At 72.3% G+C, this 26298-nt stretch carries 24 protein-coding genes and 1 pseudogene; 10 read left to right on the forward strand and 15 right to left on the reverse strand.

Annotated elements, in window-relative coordinates; translation table 11 throughout:
- Positions 1 to 175: pseudogene (locus BIU94_RS18100) on the forward strand (ubiquinone-dependent pyruvate dehydrogenase); the annotation flags it as partial.
- 135 nt (positions 176 to 310) lie between these two features.
- Here the strand turns inward: BIU94_RS18100 and BIU94_RS09005 are convergent.
- The gene (locus tag BIU94_RS09005; protein ID WP_071257898.1) at positions 311 to 994 is read right to left on the reverse strand and encodes an SDR family NAD(P)-dependent oxidoreductase; all 684 of its coding nucleotides are present in this window, start codon (positions 992 to 994) and stop codon (positions 311 to 313) included.
- Positions 995 to 1096: 102 nt separating this feature from the next.
- Between BIU94_RS09005 and BIU94_RS09010 the strand changes: the two genes are divergently transcribed.
- Positions 1097 to 1939 (forward strand): helix-turn-helix transcriptional regulator, encoded by an 843-nt coding sequence (locus BIU94_RS09010; RefSeq protein WP_071257900.1) that lies wholly within the window; start codon positions 1097 to 1099, stop codon positions 1937 to 1939.
- A 116-nt stretch (positions 1940 to 2055) separates the two neighbouring features.
- On the opposite strand, the gene BIU94_RS09015 is transcribed toward BIU94_RS09010, so the two are convergent.
- Positions 2056 to 2838, reverse strand: a complete 783-nt coding sequence (locus tag BIU94_RS09015; RefSeq protein ID WP_071257902.1) for an SDR family NAD(P)-dependent oxidoreductase — start codon at positions 2836 to 2838, stop codon at positions 2056 to 2058.
- An 86-nt stretch (positions 2839 to 2924) separates the two neighbouring features.
- Here BIU94_RS09015 and BIU94_RS09020 point away from each other — a divergent pair, with 86 nt between their 5' ends.
- Entirely contained in the window at positions 2925 to 3788 is an 864-nt protein-coding gene (locus BIU94_RS09020) for a helix-turn-helix transcriptional regulator (protein ID WP_071257919.1), read from the forward strand.
- 562 nt (positions 3789 to 4350) lie between these two features.
- Here BIU94_RS09020 and BIU94_RS09025 read toward each other — a convergent pair.
- From BIU94_RS09025 to BIU94_RS09035, 3 genes are all read right to left on the reverse strand, one after another.
- Complete coding sequence (locus BIU94_RS09025) at positions 4351 to 4668, reverse strand: Dabb family protein (protein WP_083404715.1); 318 nt, start codon at positions 4666 to 4668, stop codon at positions 4351 to 4353.
- Positions 4669 to 4752: 84 nt separating this feature from the next.
- Positions 4753 to 5640, reverse strand: coding sequence for an SDR family oxidoreductase (locus tag BIU94_RS09030; RefSeq protein WP_071260182.1), 888 nt, complete (start codon positions 5638 to 5640; stop codon positions 4753 to 4755).
- A gap of 35 nt (positions 5641 to 5675) precedes the next feature.
- Positions 5676 to 6263 (reverse strand): hypothetical protein, encoded by a 588-nt coding sequence (locus tag BIU94_RS09035; RefSeq protein WP_071257926.1) that lies wholly within the window; start codon positions 6261 to 6263, stop codon positions 5676 to 5678.
- 61 nt (positions 6264 to 6324) lie between these two features.
- Here BIU94_RS09035 and BIU94_RS09040 point away from each other — a divergent pair, with 61 nt between their 5' ends.
- The gene (locus tag BIU94_RS09040) at positions 6325 to 6927 is read left to right on the forward strand and encodes a hypothetical protein (protein ID WP_139196004.1); all 603 of its coding nucleotides are present in this window, start codon (positions 6325 to 6327) and stop codon (positions 6925 to 6927) included.
- A gap of 66 nt (positions 6928 to 6993) precedes the next feature.
- Here BIU94_RS09040 and BIU94_RS09045 read toward each other — a convergent pair whose 3' ends face one another.
- Positions 6994 to 7725, reverse strand: coding sequence for a trypsin-like serine protease (locus tag BIU94_RS09045; protein WP_083404716.1), 732 nt, complete (start codon positions 7723 to 7725; stop codon positions 6994 to 6996).
- 141 nt (positions 7726 to 7866) lie between these two features.
- On the opposite strand from BIU94_RS09045, the gene BIU94_RS09050 reads away from it, so the two are divergent.
- Complete coding sequence (locus BIU94_RS09050) at positions 7867 to 8448, forward strand: TlpA disulfide reductase family protein (protein WP_071257932.1); 582 nt, start codon at positions 7867 to 7869, stop codon at positions 8446 to 8448.
- A gap of 18 nt (positions 8449 to 8466) precedes the next feature.
- Here BIU94_RS09050 and BIU94_RS09055 read toward each other — a convergent pair whose 3' ends face one another.
- Positions 8467 to 9936, reverse strand: a complete 1470-nt coding sequence (locus BIU94_RS09055; protein WP_071297683.1) for a glycosyltransferase family 39 protein — start codon at positions 9934 to 9936, stop codon at positions 8467 to 8469.
- 43 nt (positions 9937 to 9979) lie between these two features.
- On the opposite strand from BIU94_RS09055, the gene BIU94_RS17820 reads away from it, so the two are divergent.
- Positions 9980 to 10336: a hypothetical protein gene (locus tag BIU94_RS17820; protein ID WP_071257944.1), complete on the forward strand. Its 357-nt coding sequence runs from the start codon at positions 9980 to 9982 to the stop codon at positions 10334 to 10336.
- Between the two features lie 54 nt (positions 10337 to 10390).
- On the opposite strand, the gene BIU94_RS09065 is transcribed toward BIU94_RS17820, so the two are convergent.
- Positions 10391 to 12526 carry an Ig-like domain repeat protein gene (locus BIU94_RS09065; protein WP_071257947.1) on the reverse strand — a complete coding sequence of 712 codons (2136 nt, stop codon included), beginning with the start codon at positions 12524 to 12526 and terminating at the stop codon, positions 10391 to 10393.
- A 129-nt stretch (positions 12527 to 12655) separates the two neighbouring features.
- On the reverse strand, positions 12656 to 13921 hold the full coding sequence (locus BIU94_RS09070) for a HupE/UreJ family protein (protein WP_254782964.1): 1266 nt from the start codon (positions 13919 to 13921) through the stop codon (positions 12656 to 12658).
- A 179-nt stretch (positions 13922 to 14100) separates the two neighbouring features.
- On the opposite strand from BIU94_RS09070, the gene BIU94_RS09075 reads away from it, so the two are divergent.
- Positions 14101 to 14805, forward strand: coding sequence for a hypothetical protein (locus tag BIU94_RS09075; protein WP_083404719.1), 705 nt, complete (start codon positions 14101 to 14103; stop codon positions 14803 to 14805).
- Between the two features lie 6 nt (positions 14806 to 14811).
- Here BIU94_RS09075 and BIU94_RS09080 read toward each other — a convergent pair whose 3' ends face one another.
- The 5 genes from BIU94_RS09080 to BIU94_RS09100 all read right to left on the reverse strand — a co-directional run bounded on the left by BIU94_RS09080 (position 14812) and on the right by BIU94_RS09100 (position 21280).
- A complete protein-coding gene (locus BIU94_RS09080; RefSeq protein ID WP_175472086.1) occupies positions 14812 to 15750 on the reverse strand; it encodes an ROK family protein in 939 nt (312 codons plus the stop codon).
- Complete coding sequence (locus tag BIU94_RS09085) at positions 15747 to 17432, reverse strand: ABC transporter ATP-binding protein (protein WP_071257950.1); 1686 nt, start codon at positions 17430 to 17432, stop codon at positions 15747 to 15749. The genes BIU94_RS09080 and BIU94_RS09085 overlap by 4 nt, the downstream gene beginning before the upstream one ends.
- A complete protein-coding gene (locus BIU94_RS09090; protein ID WP_071257952.1) occupies positions 17432 to 18325 on the reverse strand; it encodes an ABC transporter permease in 894 nt (297 codons plus the stop codon). The genes BIU94_RS09085 and BIU94_RS09090 overlap by 1 nt, the downstream gene beginning before the upstream one ends.
- 114 nt (positions 18326 to 18439) lie before the next feature.
- Entirely contained in the window at positions 18440 to 19399 is a 960-nt protein-coding gene (locus BIU94_RS09095; RefSeq protein ID WP_071257954.1) for an ABC transporter permease, read from the reverse strand.
- An 87-nt stretch (positions 19400 to 19486) separates the two neighbouring features.
- Entirely contained in the window at positions 19487 to 21280 is a 1794-nt protein-coding gene (locus BIU94_RS09100; protein ID WP_071257956.1) for a peptide ABC transporter substrate-binding protein, read from the reverse strand.
- Positions 21281 to 21496: 216 nt separating this feature from the next.
- On the opposite strand from BIU94_RS09100, the gene BIU94_RS09105 reads away from it, so the two are divergent.
- From BIU94_RS09105 to BIU94_RS09115, 3 genes are read left to right on the forward strand one after another with little or no spacing between them, the layout of a single operon-like run.
- Positions 21497 to 22681, forward strand: a complete 1185-nt coding sequence (locus tag BIU94_RS09105; RefSeq protein ID WP_083404720.1) for an ROK family protein — start codon at positions 21497 to 21499, stop codon at positions 22679 to 22681.
- Entirely contained in the window at positions 22674 to 24197 is a 1524-nt protein-coding gene (locus BIU94_RS09110; protein WP_071257957.1) for a M81 family metallopeptidase, read from the forward strand. Before BIU94_RS09105 ends, BIU94_RS09110 begins: the two co-directional genes overlap by 8 nt.
- Positions 24194 to 24934, forward strand: a complete 741-nt coding sequence (locus tag BIU94_RS09115; RefSeq protein WP_071257959.1) for a copper homeostasis protein CutC — start codon at positions 24194 to 24196, stop codon at positions 24932 to 24934. Before BIU94_RS09110 ends, BIU94_RS09115 begins: the two co-directional genes overlap by 4 nt.
- 13 nt (positions 24935 to 24947) lie before the next feature.
- On the opposite strand, the gene BIU94_RS09120 is transcribed toward BIU94_RS09115, so the two are convergent.
- The gene (locus BIU94_RS09120; protein WP_071257961.1) at positions 24948 to 26129 is read right to left on the reverse strand and encodes a Fic family protein; all 1182 of its coding nucleotides are present in this window, start codon (positions 26127 to 26129) and stop codon (positions 24948 to 24950) included.
- Between the last annotated feature and the right edge of the window lie 169 nt (positions 26130 to 26298).

Consider the following 26298-nt stretch of genomic DNA (forward strand, 5'->3'; position numbering starts at 1 on the left):
CGACGGCCCCGCGCTCGTGTCCGTCCGCGCGAACCGTCAGGAGCTCTCGATGCCCCCGGCCGTCACGCTCGAGCAGGCGAAGGGCTTCACGCTCTACGCCATCCGCACGGTGCTGTCGGGTCGCGGCGACGAGCTGCTGGACCTCGCGTCGACCAACGCGCGCCAGCTGCTGTAGACGCGACCGGACGACGGACGGGAGGCGCGNNAGGCGCGGTGCCAGCTGGCACCGCGCCTCCCCCCACCGGCACGGCCGGTACGCCGTTGGCGCGTCGTCCCGGAACCGGCGGCGTGGGCCCAGTCCGTCGCGGCGTCACCACCCGAGCGGCTGGCCGTCCTCCAGGAACACGCCGGTCGGGCCCTCGGGGCCGGCGCTCGCGGCGGCCGCGATCGTGGCTGCGCTCACCTCGACGGGGCGACCGTGCGGGTTCGGCATGCCACCGAACTCGGTGGCCGTGTACCCGGGCTCGACCGCGACGAAGTGCACCTCGGGCGCGATCTTCGCGTACTGCACCGTCAGCATCGAGACGGCCGCCTTCGAGGCGCCGTAGACGACCGCCGGCACGGTGAACGCGGGCTTCGACGGGTCATGGGTGGCCTCGAACGAGCCGAGCGCGCTCGACAGGTTCACCACGATCGGGTTCGCCGAGCGGCGCAGGAGCGGCAGCGCGGCCTCGGTCGCGCGGATCGTGCCGACGGCGTTCGTGTCGAACACGTCGAGCGCCTGGGGGCCGTCCTGCCCCCAAACGGCGATGCCGGCGTTGTTCACGAGCACGTCGAGGCCGCCGTTCGCGGCGACGTGGGCGAAGGCCGCGGCGACCGAGTCGTCGTCGCGGACGTCGAGCTGCACGGAGCGGGCGCCGATCTCGGCGGCGACCGCCGCTCCCTGCTCGGCATCGCGGGCGCCGATCCAGACCGTGTGCCCGGCATCGACGAGCTGGCGGGCGGTTTCCTTGCCGAGGCCGCGGGTGGCCCCGGTGATGAGTGTCGTTGTCATGGCTCCAGCGTCGCCCTCGTGCCGTCGGGCAGGGAGTCGCCCGGTTGTCGTAGGACTGGCGGGGCCAGGACTCGCGGCCCCTCGCGCGCGCAGACTGGGGACATGGCGGACACGGACTTCGGGCACACCCTGCGGCGGCTGCGCGACCACGTCGCCCCGGCCGCGGCGGGCGTCGTCGTCGGACCGCGCCGGCGAGCGGCCGGGCTCCGGCGAGAGGAGCTCGCGGGCCTGGCGGGGATCTCCGCCGACTACCTGACCCGGCTCGAGCAGGGCCGCGCAACCTCGCCGTCGGCGCAGGTCGTCGAGGCGCTCGTCCGGGCGCTCCGCGTCGCCGACGCCGACCGCGAGCTGCTGTACCGCCTGGCCGGCCACGCCGTCCCCGGCGCCGACGTCGTGCCGACGCGGATCCCGCCGAGCGTGCAGCGGCTGCTCGACCGGCTGGCGGACACCCCCGTCGCGGTGCTCGACGCCGCGGGCAACCTGCTCGTCGCGAACGCCCCCTACGACGCCCTGATGGGACCGATCGCCGCGCTCCGCGGCCACGAGCGGAACACCACCTGGAGACACCTGGTCGGCTCCGGCAGCCGCGCCGTGCACACACCCGACGAGCAGGCCGCGTTCGAGGAGACCCTGGTCGCCGGCCTGCGGATGACCGCGGCCCGCTACCCGCTCGACCGACAGCTGCAGCAGCTCGTGCGCGACCTGCGGGCGGCCAGCCCCCGGTTCGTCGACCTGTGGGACTCGGGCGCGACCGCCCTGGGCGGGACCGCCCGCCGGAAGGTGATCGACCACCCGGACGTCGGGCTGATCACCCTGGACTGCGACACCCTGGTCGTCGGGCCGGAGGACCTGCGGATCCTCGCCTACACGGCCGAGCCGGGGACGGCCGACGCGGAGCGGCTGGCCCTCGCTGTGGTGGTGGGGGCGCAGGCGTTGGTGGGGTGAGGGCGGGCGGCTGCGGTCGTGCGGTCGTGGTGCGCTTGCGCTGCGCACAACCAAAGTGCAACGAAACCGCGCGCTCGTCCGGTTCCGTTGCACTTCGGTTGTGCGGAGCGCCGGCGTCAGGCCCCCGCTCCCCCGTCGACGGGGACGATCGCGCCGGTGACCATCGCAGCGCGGTCGCTGAGCAGCCATGCCGCGACCTCGGCCACCTCGACCGGTTCGGCCATCCGGCCCAGCGGTACCGACGCGTTGATCTGCTCGGTGACGCCCGGGGTCGCCGCCTCCCACGCCTCGATCATCTCCGTCGCCGTGCCGCCCGGGGTGATGCCGTTCACCCGGATGCGCCCGGGCGCCCAGGTGACGGCCGCCGTCTCGGTGATGCTGTTCAGCGCCCGCTTCATCGCGCCGTACGCGGGCAGTGCCGGGTTGGCCCGACGGCTCCCGATGCTCGACGTGTTCACGATCGCCCCGCCTCCGGAGCGACGCATCAGTGCTGCCTCGGCGGTCATGGCGACCCAGTGTCCACGGAAGTTCACGGCGAACTGGGTGTCGATGTCCTCGTCGCTGGTGGTGTCGAGCGGTCCGGGCTGCTGGATGGTGGCGCCGTTGTTGAAGGCGGCGTCGAGTCGACCGTGCAGCTCATCGACCCGGGCCACGGCGGCGCGGATGCTGTCCGGGTCGGCCAGGTCGAGCGCGACGGCGTCCGCCGTGCCGCCGGAGCCGCGGACGTCGGCGACGACCGCGTCGAGCGCCTCGGTACTGCGGGCGGCGAGGACGACCCGGGCGCCTTCCCGGGCGAAGAGCCGTGCTGCGGCCGCGCCGATGCCGCGGCTCGCGCCGGTGATGAGCACGACCTTGTCGGAGAGCAGGCCGATGGGGGTGGATGCGGTTTCGTTGGTCATGACGACAGCGTCGGGCCGCACCTCGCGGCGGATACAGGTACGAGCGGTACCAGGGTGCGCGACGGCAGGCGGTGGAGACTCGTGGCATGGACAAGCCGGAACTCGCCGCCTTCCTGCGCTCGCGACGCGAACGGCTTCGCCCCGAGGACGTCGGTCTGCCAGCCGGACCCCGCCGCCGCACGCCGGGCCTGCGCCGTGAAGAGGTCGCGGTGCTCGCCCACATCTCCACCGAGTACTACGTCCGACTCGAGCAGGGCCGTGCGCCCCGGCCGTCGGCGGAGGTCCTGGCGGGCATCGCCGGGTCGCTCCTGCTGACCCCGGCGGAGTCGGACCACCTGCACGCCCTGGCCGGTACGGCCTCGCTGCAGACGGGCAGGGTCGAGCGGGCGGTCCGGCCGAGCATCCTCGCGCTCGTCGAGCGGCTGCCGCAGACCGCGGCCATCGTGCTGTCGGCCGCGTTCGAGGTGCTCGCGTGGAACGCGCTGGCGTCGACGCTCATGGAGGACTTCTCCCGGCTCGCTCCGGCGGAACGGAACCTGGCCCGTCGAGCGTTCCCGCCGGACACGGTCGACGAGGCACCGCCGCCGTACGGCATCTCGGACGGCGCCGAGTTCTGCCGACACGTCGTGATGCAGCTGCGGACGAGCCGGACCCGGTACCCCGACGACCCGCAGGTCACCGACCTCGTCGAGGAGCTCCGCACCGGCAACGCAGAGTTCGCTCGGCTGTGGGACCGGCACGACGTGCAGGTCACCCCGGTCCTCACGAAGACGTTCCGGCACCCGACCGTCGGGTCGGTGACGGTGGACTGCGACAGTCTGGCGCTGACCGACCGCGACCAGTACCTCGTGCTCTACACGGCACCACCGGGATCCCCGGATGCCGATGCGCTGGCGATCCTCGGTCTCCTGGCCGCTGAGGACGACACGGCGACTGCCCGGACGACGTAGCCGTCAGGACTGGATGCGACCCGGCGGTGCGACCTCCACCGAGACCCGAGCGGCAGTGATCGCGTCACGGCCCCCGTCCCGACACGCTCCTCGAATCCCCACTCCTGACGGCGTCGTCCTCGAGCCACTTCCGCAGGACGTGCAAGGTCCGCGCGGACACCGCCTCGTCGACGAGGCGATCTGCGTGGAAGCCCCAGTTGACGATCACCTCGCCCGAGCGGAGCTCGATCGCCGCAGGTGCCTCGACACGGGCGACCGCACTGCGGTGGACCTTCCGGGTCGCGATCAGTCCGACACTGGAGATCGAGTCCGCGCAGTTCGTCCCGGAGACGTGCAGCCCGCCACGAGGCGATGCCGCACGGAACGGCAGCGAGGAGACCGATCCCGACCCGGAGGCCGTCGAGCGGTGGGACGGCTGCGACGACGAGCATCGCGACGCAGCACATCCCGTTGACGATCGAGAGCAGCACCCGCAGCTGCACGGGAGCGTCGATCCTGTGCACGTCTCCTCCGCCCGGACCGCCGGGCCGGCGAGGACGAGCGTCCGGAGACGGTCGATCGGTCACGACAGGGTCGGGGCGCCGCTCGCATCCTCCACGTCGAAGACCACGACCCGCGCACTTGCCCCGCCGATGAACTCCGCGACCGGCCGGTGCTCTGGGTGCGGCAGGTAGGCGTCGAGCGCCGCGTGGTCCCGGAAGCGGACGACGAGCATCCAGTGGAAGCCGCCCTCCTTGCCCTCGGTGCTCACGCTGGGCCCGGCCTGCACCGAGTCGACACCGTCGATGCGCGTCAGGTGGTCGCGGGCGAGCGCCGAGGCCTCGGACGAGCGGTCGTCGCTGTCCCACTCGACCAGCACGACGTGCGTCACTGCGGACACGTGATCTCCTCTGACGGACGATGAACGGACGAAGGAACCGGCGACGGACGGTCGGCCGGACGAGCGCCCGGCCGACCGACCGGATCAGAAGGCGGGGGTGCCGCCGGCGATCGTGATGGTGGAGCCGGACTGGTAGCTCGACTCCGGGCTGACCAGGTGCACGTAGGCGGCGCCGAGTTCGGCGGGCTGGCCGGGGCGGCCGAACGGCGAGCCCTCGCCGAAGTGCGCGACGGTCTCGGCGTCGTCCGAGCCGGGCTGCAGCGGGGTCCACACGGGGCCGGGGGCGACCGAGTTCACGCGGATGCCCTTGGGGGCGAGCTGCTGGGCGACGGCCTCGGTGAAGAGCTTGATCGCGCCCTTCGAGACGGCGTAGTCGATCTTGTCGGCGGACGGGGTCGACGCCTGGATCGAGCCGGTGGTGACGATGGTCGAGCCGGGCTCCAGGTGCGGCACGGCGGCCTTGGTCAGCCAGAACAGCGAGTAGATGTTCGTCTTGAAGGTGGAGTCGAACATCGAGGTGTCGAGCGTCAGGATGTCGTCGTTGCTGTCCATGCGGCCGGCGACCATGACGAGCGTGTCGAGACCGCCGAGCTCGTCGACGCCCTTCTGCACGAGGTCCTTGCAGTACTGCTCGTCGGCGATGTCACCGGGGAACAGCACGGCGCGACGGCCCTCGGACTCGAGCAGGTCGCGGACCTGCTCGGCGTCCTCCTGCTCGTCGGGCAGGTAGGACAGCACCAGGTCGGCGCCCTCGCGCGACAGCGCGATCGCGGCGGCACGGCCGATGCCGGAGTCGGCGCCGGTCACGATGCCGCGGTAGCCCTTCAGCCGGCCGAGGCCGACGTAGCTCTCCTCGCCGTGGTCGGGCTTCGGGTCCATCTTCCAGGCGGCTCCGGGGAGCGACTGCTCCTGCTCCGGGTACGGCGGGGCCGGGTAGAGGGTGTTCGGATCGCGCTTGTCGTACTGGCTCATGCCGCCCACTGTCGTCGTCGTTCGTGAACGCGTGTTCAGCGTCGCGCTTCGGCGCGCTGCTGGACGACGGTGAGCACGAGGAACAGGAGTCCGACGGCGGTGACGATGATCCCGGCGACGGGGACCTCGCCGCCGGTGGCCATCGGCGTGACGAGGAACACGAGGCCGAACGCGGTCATCGCACCGGACAGCCACCACCCGGCCTTCACGCTGACGAACCAGCGCGGGCGGCCGGCGGCGTCGGCTTCGGCGGTGCGCTCGTCCTCGCGCTGGCGCCAGGCGCTGCCGGGCCCTCGGTGGCGGAGCACGGTCGCCCAGAACAGGAGCATGCCGCCACCGAGGACGACGAAGAGCACCGTCAGGCCCAGTGCCGGACCGACCTGCCCCTCGAGCCAGAACGGGATGGTGACGAGCAGGCCGAGCACGGCACCGCCGACCGCGACCCACGGGGCCACCGTCCGCCCGTACGTCTGGTACCCACGAGCGACGGCTCGGTCGGCGCGCAGGAACCGCTGCTCCCGCTCGGACCGCTCGGCCTGTGGCTTGCGCATCACACGGGCCTCGATGACGATCACGACGATCGAGACGAGCAGGACGGCACCGACGACGACGAGGGCGATCATGACCCGGACCGTACCCACGAGGACTCCTCATCCCCTGGCGCACCGGGGTACGGTGCAGGGCGTGACGGAGGCGCACTGGGTCGAGTTCGACGACGAGCCGAAGCGACGGGTCTTCCGTGCCCGCTTCCGCCGCGCGATGCCGTTCTTCTTGGTCTTCGGAGCGGCGAGCGCGTTCCTCTCGAGGGGCGGCGAGGCCCCCTTCCAGACGTGGGGGTGGATCGCCGTGCCGATCTGCTTCGCCGGGACGGGTCTGATCCTCGCGGCGCTGTGGGGCGTCGTGCTGCTGCAGACGCGTCCCTTCGCGATCGACGTCGGGCGCCAGCGGGTCCGGATGCGCGGGCGGACCGTCGCGTTCTCCGACGTGGACGTGGCGGAGCTCGACCCGTTCACGAACAACGAGCCGGACATGCTCTCGCTGCGGTTCGGCAGGCGTCGCGGCCGCAAGGTCTCCCTGCTCGTCCGCGAGGGCCGGGAACCCGCCATCACCGGCGAGCGGCGTGATGCGCTGCTCGCCCTCATCGCCGGTTCGTCCATCACCCGGCCGTCGAGTCCCTACGATCCGAAGGGCACGTTCGCCCGCTTCAACTTCCCCGGCACTCTGGACAAGGCGGGGGCTGCCAGCGTCGTCGACGACCCGCCCCAGGTGGACCAGTCAGGGCCCTGAACGCACGTGGTGACGGACGGGAGGCGCGGTGCGGGCCCGCCCCGCGCCTCCTGTCCGTCACCTGGTTCAGACGCCGGCCGTGGTGCGGATCCAGGACGAGGCCTGCGACAGCAGGGCGTAGTTGGAGCCGGCCTTGGTGTCCGCGCCGGGGTCGGCGCTGTCGCCCGTCGAGCAGACCGCGACGACCTTGCCGTTGACGAGCAGCGGGCCGCCGGAATCGCCGTGGTTCGAGGCCCCGGTCACGCCGGTGAGGTGCTGGGCACGGCCGCTGTACGCGTCGGTGCTCGCCCCGGTGAGCGAGACGGTCGCCTGGTACAGGCCGTCGGACTGCGTCGCGTTCGCGCGGAGGCCGTAGCCCTGGATGGTCCCGGTCCCGCTCGACTTGGCGGTGGCGGTGAGGTCGAGCGGTGCGTAGGTGGAGAGCGCGTACGCGGTGCGCAGGTGCACGAGCGCGATGTCACCGGCGGGCGAGGCGCTCACGCGGTCCACGGCGACGGCCGTGCCCCGGTTGGTGGTGGAGTTCGAGTGGTAGACGTTCATCGCGCCGATGCCGTCGATGCAGTGCCGGGCCGTGAGGATCCACGAGGCGTTGATCTGCTCGCCGGTGCAGTTGCTGACGTAGCCGGAGGGGATGGACCCGCCGGAGGCCTCGAGCTGCACGGCCCACGAGGTGGTCGGGGCCTTCTCGCCGCCGACGACCTTCGTGCTGGCGGGCAGGGCCGATGCGGGTGCGGCGGTGAGCACGCCGGCGGTGACGACGGCGAGCGCCGCGAACGCGGCGACGATGGGCTTCTGCATGACGACTCCTCTGTCGGGGTGGAGCGGGACCTGACCCGTTGCGGTGTGCAACTGGACAGCATCATCGCCCCCCGTTCGAGGGGCACACCAGTCCGCACTTCGACCGACGATGCGGGGTGCAGGGCGACCTAGGATGGCGGCATGAGGATCCGTCCGGTCGCCGTGCTCGCCGTCGTCGCGGCAGCCGCGCTGCTCGCCGGGTGCACCGACTCGGACGGCCTGGTCAGCCAGTACAAGGCCGGCGACACGAAGAACTACGTGTCCGGCAACGGTGCGGTGAGCGAGTTCCCGGCGGCGCACCGCGGCGACCCGGTCGTGTTCACCACCCGCGACCTGCAGGGGCACACCGTCACCGCGGAGCAGTTCCGCGGCAAGGCCCTCGTGCTCAACTTCTGGTTCGCCGGCTGCGTGCCCTGCCGGGTCGAGGCGGCCGACCTCAACGACGTCAGCACGCGGCAGCGCGACCACGCGGCGTTCCTCGGGGTGAACGTCCGCGACTCGGCCGGCACCGCCGAGTCGTTCGTCCGCCGGCACGACGTCGCCTACGACACCGTGCTCGACGTCGACGGTGCGCCCGTGCAGCTGGCCTTCTCGGGCTCGGCCGCGCCGAACGCCACCCCGTCGACGATCGTGCTCGACCGACGCGGGCGGGTCAGCGCCCGGATCCTCGGGCCCGTGAACGTGAGCGTGCTCGAGACCCTGGTGCGCGACGCCGACCGGTGAACCCGGCCGGCTCGCCGGTCAGCGGGTCCAGAGCGTGATCTCGGCCCCGGCGACGTGTTCGCGGTGCGCCGGAGCGAAGCCGGTGGCCCGGAGCGCGTCCCGCAGCTCCCGGTCGCCCGCGTCCGGCACGACGAGCCACACCCGCTGCTCGGACCGCAGCCGGTCGCGCAACGCCGCGGTGCCGACGAGCCGGTCGGAGTAGCTGCCCGTCGTCCGGTAGGACCCGCGGTACGCGACGTCGTCGAGCCCGGCGAAGGCGTCCGGGTACGCGGCGAGCGCCACGCGGGGCCGGAGCGACACCGTGCCGCCGTCGGCGAGCAGGAACCCGTCCCCCGGCCGCGCCTCGTGCTGCAGCGTCCGCGCGATGCCGCGCAGGTCGGTGCCCGCCGGCTTGCCGAGCGGGGTGCGCATCGTCACGAGCGCCGGCGCCGCGGCGAGCACCACCGCGGCCAGCAGCACCCACGCGACGGTGCGCCGGACCCCGGCGACGGCCAGCCCGACGACGACCGCCGCGGCGGGGGTGCTCATGCTGAGGTACCGCGGTGTGTACACCGGCGTCACGAGCAGGCTGCCGAGGACGAGCACCGCTCCGGGCAGCAGCAGCCAGAGCGCCAGCGCCAGGACGGTCCGGCGGTGTGCGACCCACGGCCGTCGTGCTCGCCGCGCCCCGACGACCACGACGATCGTGGTCAGCAGGGCCGCGAGCCACCAGGCCTGCTCGGCGAACGGTTCGACCAGGACGGTCCAGGCGTTCACGGGCTGGTGCGCGAGCCACCCGACCTGCGAACCCTGCGACGCCGCGGTGACGAGGACCGGCGCCGCGATCACGACGGCGGCCGCGACGGCGACGGCGAGCGCCACCAGCCGCCGACGGTCGACGCGCCCGTGCAGCAGCGCCAGCGCGACGAACGCCGGCACGAGCAGCAGCGCGTACACGAAGGTGGCCGCCGCGAGCCCGGTCAGCACCGCGAACACGGTCCAGCGCCCGGCGCCGCGGTTGCGTCCGGCACGGAGCGCCCACACCGCCGCCCAGGTGACGAGCGCGGTGGTCAGGGCGTACGAGCGGGCCTCGGTGCCGTTGAACGACGTCCGCGGCAGCACGACGAAGACGACCGCGGCGACGACCGCTGCCCGCGGCTGCCCGAGCTCCCGCACGAGCACGACGACCCCGGCGGTGGCGACCCCGACCGCGATCGCCGAGGGCGCCCGGACGGCCACCTCGGACTCGCCGAAGACGGCGATCCAACCGTGCACGAGCAACGCGTACACGACGTGCACGGCGTCCTTCTCCTGCACGAAGGCCAGCATGTCGGCGACCGGCAGGCGGGCGAGCCGGAGCGTCGCGGCCTCGTCGTTCCAGTACGAGGGGACGCCGCTGCCGACGGCGGTCGCGAGCGTCGCGAGGAGCCCGATGAACCACGCGCTGCCGAACACGCGGCGCAGGGCCCCGGTGGCGTGCGGGACGGCGCCGCTCCCCCGTCCCTCCACGCGCACCACTGTAGGGCGTGGTCGGTGTGGCACACTCGCCGGCATGGGGAACGACGGGGAACGTGCAGCAGCGATCGACACGACGGCGGGAGCGGGCGACGCCGCCGAGACCGGACGGCCGCGGGGGGACCGCGAGTTCGCCGTGGCGATGGTGGGGACCGTGGTGGGCCTGCTCGTCGCGGCGGTCGACCTGTTCGTCTGGTTCGCCCCGGACATGACGACGTTCCTGACCCTGCTCGTCGTCGCCGCCGTCGGCACACCGGTGGCTGTCATCGTGGTCGCCGTCTGCGGCGCGTACGCTCCGGCGTTCCGCGTCCTGCTCGTCGTGGTCGGCATCGTGCTCGTGGCCGCTCCGCTGGTGGGGTGGCTCGTCACGATCGGAGCCTGGGCCCGACCGTGACACGCACGAGGGCCCCGCGACCGGAGTCGCGGGGCCCTCGCTGGTGCGTGGTGGTTACTTGACGACCACCGCGACGACCGGGCTGGAGCTCTCGGTGAGCTCGCTCGTGCCGGCGAAGACGGCGTGCAGCTTGTGCGTGCCCTTCTGCAGCGGCATCGTCGTGGTGACCTTGCCGTTCTCCACGGTGACGGTCGCCAGGCGCTTCGTGCCCTGGTAGATCCGGGCGGTGCCGTCGACCGTGAAGCCGGTCGCCTTCACCTGGACGGTCGCCTTCGTGCCGCTGTACTTGATCGCGGTGCGCGACGGGGCCTTCGTGACGGTGACCGAGGTGGCCTTCGCCGTCTTCGAGTCGGTGCCCGAGAAGGTCGAGTCGGCGTTGACGAACGATGCCGTGATCGCGTGCCCGCCGATCGCGAGCGTGCTCGGCAGGACCAGGCTGGCCTTCCCGCCCTGCAGTTCGGCGGTGCCGAGGACCTTGCTGCCGTCCGAGAACGTCACCGTGCCCTGCTGGGTGCCGATGCCGCCGGAGACCGTCGCGGTGACCGTGGCCGGCTTCGCCGTGCGGAAGGTCTGCTCGGCTGCCGAGACGGCGAGGGTGGTGGCGGTCGCCGGGAGCTCGGCGTGCAGGTTGAACGCGTCGACCGTGGAGCCGATGGGCGCCGGGTCGGCCGAGGCGGTCGGCTGGAGCGTGACGCCGCAGTCCGGCACGTTGCCGTGCACGACGGCGGAGTTCAGCGTGCTGCAGTCACCGGCGCGGATGTTCTCGACGTTCAGCTTCTCGTCGGTGACGGACACCTTGACGAACGTGCGGACGTGCTCCTGGTTCTCGACCGAGTTGGCGAAGTGGCGCTTGCCGGTCGGGTCGAGCGGGTCGGCGCCGTAACCGCCCTGGGTGGCGTCCGGGGTGGTGAGGTCGTAGTACTTCGAGCCGGAGGCCGAGTTCGCCGTGATGTAGATCACGCCACCGGGGCCGGAGAAGACGTCAGGAGCGGCGGGCTGCTCGTTCTTGTTGGCCTTCTTGCCGTTCTTGATCGCGTAGCTGCGCGAGTACGAGTGGTCGTGGCCCTGCAGGACGATGTCGACACCCATGTCCGAGAACGCGCGGGTGAAGTCGAACCGGCGCTGCTGGTTGTCCTTGTCGTTCGCGTGGTCGGCCGGCGAGTAGATCGAGTGGTGGTAGACCAGCGCGGTCCACTTGGCGTCCTCGCCGTGGCGCTCGATGACGTCGCGGACGTAGTTCACGTGCGCTGCGTCCGAGCCGCCGGGGTAGGCGTTCGAGTTGATGTCGATGAACAGGACGCCCTTGTACATGTACCAGTAGTCGCCGCCGGAGTTCGCGGTCGAGTTGCCACCGGGGTAGAAGTCGGGGACCTTGAGCGAGTTCGGCACCTGGTTGTGCTGCTCGTAGGCCTTGCCGCCGACGTCGTGGTTGCCGATGGTCGAGGCCCACGGGTAGCGCTTCAGGACGTCGCTGCTGTCCGCGAAGGCGCCCCACTCGTACTCGTTGTTCGCGTGCTCGATCTGGTCGCCGCCGGAGACCAGGAGCTCGGCGTCCGGCTCGGTGCTCGTGGCGTAGTCGAGCGTGTTCGCCCAGCCCGCGCCGTCGTCGTCGACGTAGCCCGACGAACCGATCTGCGGGTCACCGAAGAACAGGAAGTCGAAGTCCCCGGAGAAGCTCTTCGTGGTGAACGTGTACGACGCCGACCACGCCGAACCGTCGGCGGCACCCACGTGGTACGTGTACGAGGTGTTCGGCTCGAGGTCCGAGATCGTCGCGTGCGCGTTGATGTAGCCGGACTCGGCGGCGATGCCGGGCAGGTTCTTCGTGTTCGAGTCGGTGGTGCTCGTGTCGACCGCGGTGTTCGCGGCCTTCGACGCGGCGATGGTCTGCTTCGCGTCGGTGAAGACGCCGCCGGTCATGTCGGCGGTCTTCTGGATCTCGAGCGACTGCGCGACGTTCGTGGGGAAGTACCACGACGCGATGCGCTGGCTCTCGGTCGCGCCGACGCCGAGCAGGATGTGGATGGGGCCGCCCGTCGAGATGTTCGAGGTGGGCGAGGTCGGCGCCGCCGAGGCGGCCCCGGTGCCGATCACCGAGGCGCCCGCGATGAGCGCGGCCCCGATGACCGCTCCGCCGATGCGGAGCGTGGTGGTTCTGCGCCGCGAAGGGGCGCCGGACAGGAGACTCATGGTGGTCCGTTTCTCGAAACGTGGGGATGGTGCAGCACACGCGACTCTGCATGGCCTGCTGAACGCCTTGGTGAACGCTGAGTGTCGATTCGCCCCGGATCGGCTCGCGTCACCGCAGCACCGCGGGGGTCAGCCGGCAGCGAGCCGCTCGACGAACCAGATCATCCCCATCACGAACACCCCGGCGGTGACGGCCCCGGTCACCCAGAGCGAGACGCGGTGGGCCTTCCGGCGCAGCAGCGACAGCGGCGGGAACACGATGACGATGATCGCGAGCTGCACCGCCTCGATGCCGATGTTGAACACGAGCAGTGACACGAGCAGCTGCCACGAGAACGCCTCGTGGATGCCGAGGGCACCGGCGAACCCGAGCCCGTGGATGAGCCCGAAGCCGAACACCACGGCCAGCCGCGTCCAGCCGGCGCGGTCGAGCGAGAAGTGCCCGTGCTCGCCGACGACGAGTTCGTCGGCGCGCGACCGGCGTCGCCAGAGCCGCCACAGGTACCAGCCGGCGACCGCCGCGATGGACAGCGCGATGAGCGGCTCGACGACGATCGCCGGCGGGCTCACCACGCCGAGCGCGGCCAGGATGAACGTGATCGAGTGCGCGATGGTGAACGCCGACGCGGTGAACACGACCTCGCGCAGGCGCCGGGAGCCGGCGATGAGCGCGACGAGGAACAGGATGTGGTCGATCCCGGACAGCAGGTGCTCGGCGCCGAGGCGGAAGAACTCCCAGAAGCGCTCCCCCGCCGACTGCTCGGTCGAGAACGACGGCTGCGACGCGTCGAGCGTCGCCGACCCCTGCTTCGCGTCGACGTCGTAGGTGACGATGGTCTTCGTGTCCCGCACGAAGGACTCGTCGTCGGGGAACAGCGTCGAGGTGACGACGTGCCCGGACTCGGTGTGTCCCGCCGCGGGGCAGGTGAAGTCGGCGGCGACCTCGGCGTACGGCACCTCGTCCTGCATGTCGACGGTGATCGTCGGGTCGAGCTCGCCGGTGCAGGGCCGACCGCCGGACGTCACCGAGAAGCGGTCGAACACGTACGACCCGAGGGCGTCGGCGTGCTCCTCGGCGGCGGACACCATCGCGGGGAAGTCCCCGTCGTCCCAGGCCTGCTGCCCCTGCGTGTGGAAGGGGTCGTCGTGCTCGCTCGTCGCGACGGACACGAGCATCAGGTCGTACTCCAGGCCGAGCTCGGCGTGCACGACCTCGGGCCCGGACGAGGTCACGTGGGCGTACACGACCGAGCTGAAGCCGTGCGCACCGGCCGGGCCGGCGGACGCCAGCACGCCGAACACGACGGCCGCGAAGAGCACGACGGCGGCCACGATCCGGGCGGGCAGGGCCGGGAGGAGCGGGGCACGGAGGAGCGAGGTGGGGGTACGGGTCACCGGGCAGACGATGCGGCGCGCGCACGACCGGCAGGTGAACAGCCGGTGACCAGGAGCGGGACGGCACCCGGACAGGTGCCCCGCCCGGCCCGTCGGGCACCCCTGCCGTGTCAGCATGGTCGCGTCCGCCCCGGCCCCGTGCCCCACCGCCGGCGTCCCACCCGCACCAGGAGATCCCCGTGACCCGCCCCGCAGCCCGGACGACGGGCACCCTGACCGCCGTCGCGATCGCCGGCACGGTCGCCGCCCTGCTCGCCGGCTGCGCGACCGCGTCGCACGACGGCACCGACGCCGGCCCGGCGCCGCGGGCCACCGCCGGCACCCTCGGCACGGGGTTCTCCGACCCGGACCACCCGCCGGCTCCCGAGGCGACCATCACCCCGGCACCCGGGTCCTGGTCGGCCGTGCACCCGCCCGCCGACTACCGGGTGGTGCTGCTGTCCGACCGCGGCGACACCCGCGACAGCGCGGCGGCGCGGACGCTCGTCGACGCGGTCGACTCGTGGGCGGTCGCGGAGGACGTCACCGTGACCGAGGTCGAGGCGGCCACGCCGGACGACCGCATCGCCGCCGTGTCCCGCGCGGTGCACGAGGGCGCCGACCTCGTCGTCAGCGTCGGGAACGACATGGTCGACCCCGTCGCGGCCGTCTCACCGACGGCGCTGCACCAGCCGTTCCTGGTGCTCGGAGCGGAGATCGCCGAGCCCACGTCGAACGTGACGGCCGCGGACTGGACCGGCGGGGGCTTCCGCGGTGAGGGCCTCGGCCCCTCGAGCCACTACGACCCGGCGACCTTCACCGACGACCGCGCCGGTCGGGCGCTCCGGGCGGGCGTCGCCGCCGCGCTGCACGACCTCAGCGGCACCGTCGTCTGGGTCGACTGAGCCGGGTCACCACCGGGCGCCCTCGACGGGGTCGGCCGCGAGCACCAGTGCCCGCACCTGCGCCGCGGCACCGAGCGCGACGGCGTCCGACCCGAGCGTCGACTGCGCGAGCCGGATCGTCGCGCCGCTAACCGGCGGTTCGGCGGCGATCGCGGCGGTGATCGCGGGTTCGAGCAGGTCCCACGAGCGGGCGATGCCCCCGCCGATCACGACGGTGGTGACGTCGAGGATCCCCGCGGTGAGCAGCGCCGCGCGGGCGAGTCCCCGTCCGGCGGTGACGAAGATCGCCGCGGCGTCCGGGTCGCCGAGCCGGGCGGCTGCGGCGACCTCGCGGGCCGAGACCCGTCGGCCGGAGCGTTCGGCGTAGCGGTCCGCGATGCCCCGGGCACCCGCGATGGTCTCGAGGTGGCCGACCTGCCCGCAGGTGCAGCGGGCGTCGCCGAACCCGGGCACGTGTCCGATCTCGCCGGCGGCGCCGTGCGGGCCCGCGAACAGTCGACCGCCGAGCACGAGGGCCCCGCCGACGCCGGTACCGAGGGTCATCCCGAGCACGTCGCGCGCCCCCGTCCCGGCGCCGGTCGCGACCTCGCCGAGCAGGAACGCGTTGACGTCGTTGTCCAGGGTCGCCGGGACGCCGAGGGCCGCGGTCACCGCGTCGGTCACGCCGTACCCCGCCCAGCCGGTGAACGAATCGCCCGTCACGAGCACGGTGCCGGTGGCCTGGTCGACGACGCCGGCCGCGCCCACCCCGACCCCCGCCAAGGAGGCCCGGTGCCGGTCGAGCAGGTCCGTCACCGCCGCGAGCGCGGCCGTCACGATCGCCGCCCCACCCGCGTGGGCGGGTGTCGGCAGGTCGACGCGGTCGACCACCCGCAGGTCCGTCGTCGTGAGGACGACCTTCGTGTTCGTGCCGCCGACGTCGACACCGGCGAGCAGGTCGCTCACGCGTCCACCGCCGCGAGGGTCGCCAGGCGCTCGGCGCGGCGCTGCCGTTGCCGGACCGGGTCCGGCACGGGCACCGCGGCGAGCAGCCGCCGGGTGTAGTCGGTCGTCGGGTGCAGCAGCGTCGTGCTGGTCGGGCCCTGCTCCTCGACGACGCCCTGGCGCATCACGACGACGCGCTCGGCGTGGTGCTGCACGACGGCCAGGTCGTGCGAGACGAACAGGCAGGCGAAGCCGAGGTCGTCCTGCAGTTCGCGCAGGACCTCGAGCACGGTCTCCTGCACGCTGACGTCGAGCGCCGAGGTCGGTTCGTCGGCGACGAGCAGCCGCGGCTCGAGCACGAGGGCCCGAGCGAGCGACACCCGCTGGCGTTGTCCGCCGGAGAGCTCCCGGGGCGCGCGTGCGGCCAGCGAGCGGGGCAGCCGCACCGCGTCGAGCACCTCGTCGACACGACGCCGACGGTCGGCCGACGACGTCCCGCGACGGTGCACGGCGAGGGGCTCCGCGATGCACTCGGCCACGGACATCCGGGCGTCGAGGGACGCCACCGGGTCCTGCAGCACGACACCGATGCCGGACCGCAGTGCGCGGCGGTCGCGGCCCTTCGCGGTCCGCAGGTCCTGCCCGAAGAGCGACACCGCGCCGGACGTCGGCTTGACGAGCCCGAGCGCCACCCGGGCAGCGGTCGACTTGCCGGACCCGGACTCGCCGACCAGGCCGACGGTCTCACCGGCGTGAACCGCGATGTCGATGCCGGCGAGCGCGTGGACGGCGCGCGCCCCGCGCCCGAACGTCACCGAGACGTCCCGCAGGTCGACCACCGGGGCCGCGCCGGGCCTCCCGTCCGTCCCGGTCGGCGCGTCGGTGACGGGAGCCGGCGGACGGTCCCCGGCCACGTCGAGCCGCGGCACCGCGGCGAGGAGACGCTTGGTGTAGTCGTGCTCGGGACGGAGCAGGACGTCCTCGACGCCGCCCGTCTCGACGATCTCGCCCTGCAGCATGACCGCGACCCGGTCCGCGAAGTCCGCGACCACGCCCATGTTGTGGGTGACGAGCAGGACGCCCGTGCCGGTGTCGACGGCGAGCTTCCGGAGCAGCTCGAGGATCTCGGCCTGCACGGTCACGTCGAGGGCGGTCGTCGGCTCGTCCGCGATGAGCAGCTCCGGCCCGTTCGCGATCGCCATCGCGATGACGACCCGCTGCCGCTGTCCGCCGGACAGCTGGAAGGGGAACGCCCGCGCGCGCTGCGCCGGGTCGGGGATGCCGACCCGGCGGAGCAGGTCGACGGCCTCGGCCGCGGCCTGGGCGGCGGTCACCGTGCGGTGGTTCCGGATGACCTCGGCGATCTGCGCGCCGATGCGGGTGAGCGGGTCGAGGGCCGTCGCGGGTTCCTGGAACACCATCGACACCGTCGACCCGCGCAGCGCGCGCAGTACCGGTTCGGCCGTGCCGACGACCTGCCGGCCGGCGACCTCGACGCTGCCGGTGGCGGTCGCGTTGCCGGAGAGCAGGCCCATCGCGGCGAGCGCGACGGTGGACTTGCCGGAGCCGGACTCGCCCACCAGGGCGAGCGTCTCGCCCGGGGCCACCTGCAGGGACACGCCCCGCACGGCGTCGACGGTGCCGGACTCGGTGCGGAAGGTGACGCCGAGGTCGGTCGTCCGCAGGATCGGTTCGGTGGTCATCAGCGGCCCCTCACGTCGAAGGCGTCCCGGAGTCCGTCGCCCACGGCGTTGAACGCGCAGACGACCAGGATCACGGCCAGACCCGGCGGCACGATGAGCCACCAGTGTCCGGAGTAGGCGGCGGTGAGCCCCGCCGAGAGCATGCCGCCCCAGTCCGTCGCGGGCGGCTGCACGCCGAGCCCGAGGTACGAGACGTAGGCGACGAGCAGGATCGCGTCGGCCACCTGGAACGTGGCGGCGACGACGATGGTCGACACCGAGTTCGGCAGCAGGTGCTTGCCGATGGCGCGGGCGTGCGAACCGCCGATCGCGCGGAGGGTGAGCACGTAGTCGCGGTTCTTCAGCGTCAGGGTCTCGGCGCGGATGAGACGGGACGGCACGAGCCACGACACCAGGCCGAGGATGACGATGAGGCCGCCGACCCCCGGGTTCGCGATCGCCGAGATGACGAGCAGGATGAACAGCGCCGGGATCGCGATGCCAGCGTCGACGACGCGCATCATCAGGGCGTCGACCCAGCCGCCGACGTACCCGGCGACGGAGCCCCAGAGCGTGCCGATCACCGTGGCCAACACCCCGGCGGCGATGCCGACCATCAGCGACACCTTGCCGCCGTACATGAGGCGGCCGAGGACGTCGTGGCCGACGGCGTCGGTGCCGAGCAAGTGCGCGGCGCTCGGGCCCTGGTCGGCCTGCTCGAGCAGCGTGTGGGTCTGGTCGGTCGGGTACACGAACGGGCCGACGAAGCAGAACAGCACGATGACGACGATGACGGCGAGCCCGATCACGGCGAGGGTGTTGCCGCGGAACCGACGGGCGGCGAGCCGGAACCCGGTGGCCGCGACGGTGACGGGGGCGCCCGGGGCGTCGGGGGCCATCTGGATGGCGCTCATGCGCGGGCTCCCATCACGTCGTTGGTGGACGCGGTGTCGATGCGTGACACGGCGCTCATGCGCGGGCTCCCATCACGTCGTTGGTGGACGCAGTATCGATGCGTGTCGCGGCGCTCATGCGCGGTCTGCCTTCACTCGGGGATCGATCAACGACTGCACGACGTCGGCGAGCAGGGTGCCGATGACGGTCGCGACGGAGATGACGAGCACGCAGCCGAGCAGGGTCGGGTAGTCCGACGACTGCGCGGCGTTCCAGAACAGCAACCCCATGCCGGGGTAGTTGAAGAGCTGCTCGGTGACGAGCGCGCCGCCGAACAGCACCGGCAGGTAGTAGCCGAGCATCGCGACGACCGGCGTCAGCGAGTTCCGGAACACGTGCCGCCGCAGGATCGTCGCGGTCGAGGCGCCGCCGGCCCGCGCGGTGCGCACGTAGTCCTCCTGCAGGTTCTCGAGCGTCGCCGACCGCATGTAGCGACTGAACACCGCGATCATCGCGAGCGCGCCGGTCACCACGGGCAGGACGAGCCCGGCCGGGTCCTGGAACACCTCGGCCAGGGTGGTGCCGCTCGGGGCCTGCGACGGCAGCCACGGCAGCTGCTGGCTGAAGACGATGATGAGCACGAGGCCGAGGAAGAACGCCGGCGTCGAGTAGAAGACGAACGCCAGGGCGGTCGCGGCGTAGTCGACCGGGCCGTTGCGGCGGGCCGCCTGCAGCATGCCGACCGGGATCGCGATGACGAGGCCGAGCACCGCGGAGATGCCGGTGAGCACGAGGGTCTTCGGCAGGCGCTCGGCGATGAGCTGCGAGACCGGCTCGTTGAGCGTGTACGAGGTTCCGAGGTCGCCGGTGACCAGCCGCCCGAGGAACCGCAGGTACTGCACGGGCAGCGCCTGGTCGAGCCCCTGGGCCTGGTTGAACTGGGCGATCTGCGCGGGGGTCGCGGAGACGCCGAGCACGCCGCGGGCGGGGCCGCCGGGCAGTGCGTGCAGCAGGCAGAACACGACGATCGTGACGATGAGGATCACCGCGAGCGCCTGCAGGACGCGCCTGGTGAGGGAGAGAGCTGTGGTCATGCGGCTTCCGATGGTCGGTTCTTGCGTGATCCCGGGAGGCGCGGTGCGGGGCGGACCCGCACCGCGCCTCCTGGGATGGTCACGTTCCTACTTGTTCCACTTCCACTGGGCGGGGTGGAAGTTCGCGAGCGAGTCCTGGTCGAACCCGGACAGGCCCTTCTTGACGACCGAGATCTGGTAGTCGGGGCTCGGCAGCCAGATCACCGGCAGGTCCTCCGCGAGCGCGGCGCTGTAGTCCTGCACGGCACTGGCGTCGGTCGAGGTGGTGGTCGCGTCGATGAGCTCGTCGACCTGCTTGTTCGAGTAGCTGCCGAAGTTCGCCGAACCGCCGGTCTGGAACAGCGACTCACCGGTCGGGTAGGCCGGGAAGTACCAGCTGCCCGCGGTGCCGAAGAACGACAGGTCCCAGTCGCAGCTCGCCTGGTCCGAGGTGCAGGTCGGGGTCTGCGACAGCACGCTCGACACCGGGGCGGTCTTGATCTCGAAGCCGATGCCGGTCTTCGCGAGCGAGGACTGGATCGCGCTCATCATGTTGTCGGTCACGGTCGAGCCGGACTGCGACAGGACGCTCATGGTGAACTTCGTGCCGTCCGCCACGCCCTCGCCGCACTGGCTGTCCGAGGTGCCCGGGTCGGTGCAGACCATCGTGCCGCCCTGTTCCTGCCAGCCGTGGCTGGTCAGCAGTTCCTTGGCCTTCGACGTGCTGAACGGGTAGGGGTTGTCCTTCTGCACGTCGGAGACGTAGTCGGACTCCTGCGCCTGCGGGATCGGGCCGTAGGTCGAGGTGGCGGTGCCGTTGAAGACGACCTTCGACAGCGACTCCTGGTCGATCGACATCTGCACGGCCTGGCGGGCGTACAGCTGCTTGAAGACGGCGCCCATGTCGGGGTTGTTGAAGTTGTACGGCATGTACGTGATCGCCCAGCCGGTCCACGGCTCGACCTCGTAGCCCTTCGCCGTGAACGACGACTCCTGGTCCATGTCGGTGGCGTTGATGTACCCGTAGTCGACCTCGCCCGAGCGGACCGCGTTCACCTCGGCGTCGGCCGTCGTGAAGGGCAGCAGGTTGACCGTCGTGATCGACGGCTCCTCGCCACCGTCGTACTTCTTGTTCGCCGTCAGGGTGACCTTGCCGGCCGTGGTGAAGGTCTTGACGCCGTACGGGCCGGAGATGGTCTTCCACAGGTCGTCGGTGGCGTAGTCGGAGATCTTGCCGGCGGCGGTGTTGAGGTACTTCCACACCTGCTCCGCGCCGGCGGTGGTCTCGTCGGCGTCGGTGACCTTCGCGCTCGCGCTCGTCTTGTCCCAGGCGTGCTGCGGCAGCGGGATGATGTGGCTCAGCTGGTTCGCGAGCATCCAGTCCGAGTTGTAGGCCTTGTCGAACGTGATGGTGAAGTGCGTGTCGTCGACGACCTTGAACGACCTCCAGTTGTCCGGCGCCTTGCCCTTCGAGTACGAACCCCACTGGTCCTTGTTGGCCTTGATCAGGTTGAACCAGAACTCGACGTCGCGGCTCGTGATCGCCTCGCCGTCGGACCAGTGTCGGTCGCCGAGCGTCATCGTGACGCTCTTGCCGTCCTTCGCGAACGCGGCGTCGGTCGCGACGGAGCCGGCCTTGTTCCACGCGATCTTGCCGGTGGAGCCGTCGTACGCGACGAGCGGCTCGTACAGCGACTGCGCGATCGAGCCGTTGTTCGTGTTGAGGTGCGCCGCCGTGCCGATCGGCAGGATCCAGTTCGGCGTGAAGTTCGCGGGGAGGGCGTAGTCGATCTCGTCGGTCGACCCGGGGGACGCGGTGCCGCCCCCGGAGCAGCCGGCGAGCAGCGCGCTCACGGCGATCGCGGCTCCGGTGAGGAGCGCCCAGCGGCGGGGCTTGGTCATGCGGTGTCTCCTTGTGTGGACGTTCGTTCGGAGGTGGAGCACGCGTGCCGAGCGGCACGGACACAGTCAATGGCCAAAGGCGTTGGAAAAACAAACATGTTCGTGTAAAAACTGCGTTTCTGCGGAACGGCGGAAAGGGTGAACGGGGCGTTCCGCCGGTTAGGCTCCGGGTGTTCGGTCGGGTCGACCGGCATTCCGCCCGGATTGGAGAAAGTCGTGCCGGACCTCAGCGCCCGCGTCCTCGAACTCGTCGCCTCGGGTCAGGCGGCGAGCCGGACGGAGATCGCGAAGCTCCTCGGTGCCGCGCCGTCGACGGTGTCGCACGTGGTCGCCCACCTGCTGTCGCACGGCGTCCTCGCAGAGGAGGGCACCGACGTCTCGACGGGCGGCCGACCGCGCAAGGTGCTCCGCATCGGCGGGGCCGACGAGTACGCCGTGGCCGCGGACGTCGGCGGCGGCCACGTCCGGATCGGCATCGTCCTGCCCGGCGGCGCGCTCGAGTCCGTCGCGAACGTGCCCTTCGCGCTCTCCGACGGGCCGACCGCCGGCCTGCAGCGCCTCGCCGCGCTGCTCGAGCGCCTCGCCGACGAGCGCGGCCGCGCCGGACTGCGCGGCGTGGGCCTGAGCCTGCCCGGCCCCGTCGACGTCGAGGCGGGGGTCGTCGACCTGCCGAGCCGGATGCCCGGCTGGAACGGCTTCCCCGTCGCCGCCTGGCTGTCCGACCGGTTCGGCCTGCCGGCTGTCGTCGACAACGACGCGAACTGCATGGCCGCCGGCGAGCAGACCGTGCAGGACCCGGGCCGTCGGCAGACGATCACGATCAAGGCCGGGTCGGCGATCGGCGCGGGCATCGTCATCGACGGGCGGTTGTACCGCGGGTCGACCGGGTCGGCCGGGGACATCACGCACGTGCGCATCGACGCCGCCGGGGACACCCCGTGCTCCTGCGGCAACACCGGGTGCCTGGAGACCGTCGCCTCCGGTGCGGCGCTCGTCCGGATCCTGTCCGGGGCCGGGGTAGACGTGTCCTCCACCGCCGACGTCGTCCGCCTCGCGTCGGACGCACACCCCGAGGCCACCCGCGCCGTCCGGCTCGCCGGGCGCTACCTGGGCGAGGTCCTCGCCGCCAACGTCAACTTCTTCAACCCGGACGCCGTCTACCTCGGCGGCATCCTGTCCACCCTGGACCCGTTCATCGCCGCGGTGCGCAGCCAGCTCTACGAGAGCTGCCACCCGCTGATGACGCAGCACCTGGCCATCGAGCCGGTGTCCCTCGGCGCCGACGCCGGACTCGTCGGCGCGGGGCAGTTCGCGTTGCAGCGCGGCCTGGCCGCCTCGCTCGAGGAGCGGTCCGCCCCCATCCCGCAGTCCACCACCAGGAACAGGAGCGTCCGTGTCTGAGACCACCGCCACCCGCCGCCCGGTCATCGCGATCGCCGGGCTCGCCATCGAGACCTCGACCTTCACGCCGACCCGCACCCTCGCCCCGGCGTTCCACCCGGACCGCGGGGACGAGGTCGTGGCGCGGTACGACTTCCTCGGTCCGCTGTCGGCACGCGCCGACTTCCGCGGGGCGCTCATCGGGCACGCGCTGCCGGGCGGGATCGTGGACCGTGCCGCGTACGAGTCGCTCGCCGCGGAGATCGTCACGCGGCTGGAGGCGATCGGCCCGGTGGACGGTCTCTGGTACGACATCCACGGCGCGATGGTGGTCGAGGGCCTCGACGACGCCGAGGCCGACCTGCTCGGCCGGATCCGCGCGGTCGTCGGCCCCGAGGTGGTCGTGTCGGCGTCGATGGACCTGCACGGCAACGTCACCGCGGAGCTCGCCCACCAGGTCGACCTCGTCACCTGCTACCGGATGGCCCCGCACGAGGACGCCCTCGAGACGAAGGAGCGCGCCGTCCGGAACCTGGTCGACGTGCTCACCGAACGGCCGGTCGGTGCGCAGCGCCCGGTGAAGGCGTGGGTCCCGATCCCGGTGCTGCTGCCCGGCGAGCAGACCTCCACCCGCATCGAGCCAGCGGCCTCGGTGTACGCGCAGGTGGCCGAGGTCGAGCGGACCGACGGCGTGCTCGACGCCGCGATCTGGGTCGGCTACGCCTGGGCCGACCAGCCCCGCGACCGCGCTGTCACCGTCGTCACCGGGTGGTCAGCGGAGGCCGTCGCCGCGGGCGCGGAACGGCTCGCGCGCGCCTTCTGGGACGCCCGCGAGGACTTCGCGTTCGTCGCCCCGACCGGCACGTTCGACGAGTGCATCGCCGCCGCGCTCGCGCCCGGCGCCGCCCGGCCGTTCTTCGTCTCCGACTCCGGCGACAACCCGACCGCCGGCGGCTCGGGCGACATGTCGTGGGGGCTGACGCAGGTGCTCGCGAACCCCGCCTTCGCCGCGGCCGACGGCCCGACCGTCCTGTACGCGAGCGTCCCCGGTCCGGAGGCGGTGGCGACGGCGGTGGAAGCCGGCGTGGGAGCCACGGTCACCGTGACCGCCGGTGCCGCGGTCGACGACGTCCACGCCGGTCCGGTCACGATGACCGGCCGGGTGCACGCGATCAAGCACGGCGACCGCGACGCCGAGACCGAGGTCGTGCTGCAGGTCGGCAGCGTCTTCGCGATCCTGACGACGCTGCGGAAGCCGTACCACCACGAGCACGACTTCACCGACCTCGACCTCGACCCGCGCAGCGCCGACGTGGTCGTCGTGAAGATCGGGTACCTCGAACCCGAACTGTTCGACATGGCCGCCGACTGGATGCTCGCGCTCACCCCCGGCGGCGTCGACCAGGACCTGCTCCGGCTCGGGCACCACAGGATCGAGCGGCCCCTGTTCCCCTACGATCGAGTGTTCCCGTCGGCGCCCGACCTCGGCGCCCGGATCATCCCGCCGTCGAACGAACCGCTCGGAGCCATCGCGTGACCACCGCCCCCGTCGCCCTCGAGATCGCCGTCACCTCACCCGCGGGCGCGGTCGTCGCCCGCGACGGCGGTGCCGACCGGGTCGAACTCTGCGTCGGCCTCGAGCTCGGCGGGCTCACACCGTCCCAGGCCCTCGTCGAGGCCACGCACGAGACCGGCATCCCCGCCCACGCGCTCGTGCGCTGCCGCCCCGGCGGCTTCGTGCACACGCCGGACGAGATCGCGCTGATGGAGCGCGAGGTCCGCGCCGTCCTGCGCTCCGGCGCCGCGGGGGTCGTGGTCGGGGCGCTCCGCGCGGACCGGACGCTCGACCGTGACGCCCTGCGCCGCTTCGTGGACGCCGCACGCTCGGTCAGCGCGACGGCCGAGGTGACGCTGCACCGCGCGGTCGACCACGCGATCGACCCGGTCACGGCCGCGGCGACGGTCGCCGACCTCGGCTTCACGCGGGTGCTGACCTCGGGCGGCGCGCCCACAGCCGCGGCGGGTGCGGTCACCATCGCCCGCATGGTCGAGGCGGCCGGACCGGTGCAGGTGATGGCCGGCGCCGGCGTCACCCCGCACGACGTCCCGGCACTGGTACGCGCCGGTGTCGCCGCGGTGCACCTCTCCGCGAAGCGCCCCGCGGCGGACAGCGCGCACGACGGGGTGCCGATGGGCGGCGCCGACGACGGGTCCGCGCACTTCGTCACCGACGCCGAGGTCGTGGCGGCCGCACGGCGCGCGCTCGACGCCTGAGCCCGGGCGCGCTTCAGCCGCGACGACCGGCCCGCCGGGCGAACGCGTCGAGCGCCGCCAGGACCTCGTCGTTGCGGTACAGGACCCCGTGCTGGTATTCGTTCTTCGACAGGAGGACCCCCGCTGCGACGAGCTTCTGGAGGTGCGGGTAGGCGTTCCGTGGGGCGATCCCCATCTGGGAAGCGAGCGTCGTCGCGTTCAGCACCGGCTGGCGGGCGACGACGTCGAGTGCGGCCCAGACACCGGAGTCGCGCCGAGCGTCGACGCGATCACGCCAGCCCTGGCGGATCCGCTGGATGTCCTGCACCAGTTCTTCGGCGTTCCCGATGGCGGTGAACGACGCTTCCGCCACCCGTCGGATGATCGGCTCGACGTCTCCGCGGCGGTACGCCATCAGCGCCTCGACGTACCCGTCGGTGTCGGCGAGGAGCCCAGCTGACACGGGGACCGTGACGTTCCGGGTCAGTTCGTTCGAGCGCAGCATCGCCTGCAGCAGAGCACGCCCTGTGCGCCCGTTGCCGTCGGTGAACGGGTGGACCGTCTCGAACTGCGCGTGTGCCACCGCGACCTGCGCCAACCGCGGCAGGTCGAGGCGTCGTGCGAACGTCATCACGTCGTCGATCAACGCCGGCACCCGTGGCCAGGCCGGGGCGACGTAGTCGGCACCGACCGGGGATCGTCCGTCCGTCCCGATCCAGACGGGCTCCTGCCGGAAGGCTCCGGCTTCGTGGTGCGGGTCTCCGTCCATCAGCACCTCGTGCATGGCGAGCACGGTGTCCGCGGTCAACTCGTCGGACAACTCGATCGCGGTCCGCATGGCGCGCGTGTTGGAGATGATCGCGGTGGCGTTGCGCTTGCCCGGGGCGCCGATCTCGGCGGTGAAGACCTGTCGGGCACTCGCCGTGAGGTGTTCGATCTGTGAGGACGCCGCTGCCTCTGACCGGAGGAGGAGCGACGAGAACGGCGCCACCTCGCCACCGAGCTCGCCATCGAACCGCACCAACGCCGTGGAGGCCTCGTCGACCAGCGTCGCCACGGCGTCACTCAGCTCGAGTGCGGCCGCGGCGATGTGCGGCGGCACCGCGGCGAGGTACTGTTCGCGCACCCTGCTGCGTCGAGCTGCTCGTGGACCATGGTCGGCGTCACGCCGCTCCCAGTCGAGTTGCTCGTACTCCAGCGCCGGCCAGGTGCTCATGGTCACGACGCTCCTTCCGATCGCAGAACAACGACGCCAGATCTTCTGACTTGTGCCACTATCTCAGAAAAATCCTTTCCACGCTTCTGCTGTCGACCCAGCGCTGCTCGAGGGCCACCCGTGCGCGCCGCTCGCTAGCATGGCCGCGTCCGGTCACCGTCGACCGGCC

The sequence above is a fragment of the Curtobacterium sp. MMLR14_006 genome, from assembly GCF_001864985.1.
In the GTDB taxonomy this organism is placed as follows: domain Bacteria; phylum Actinomycetota; class Actinomycetes; order Actinomycetales; family Microbacteriaceae; genus Curtobacterium.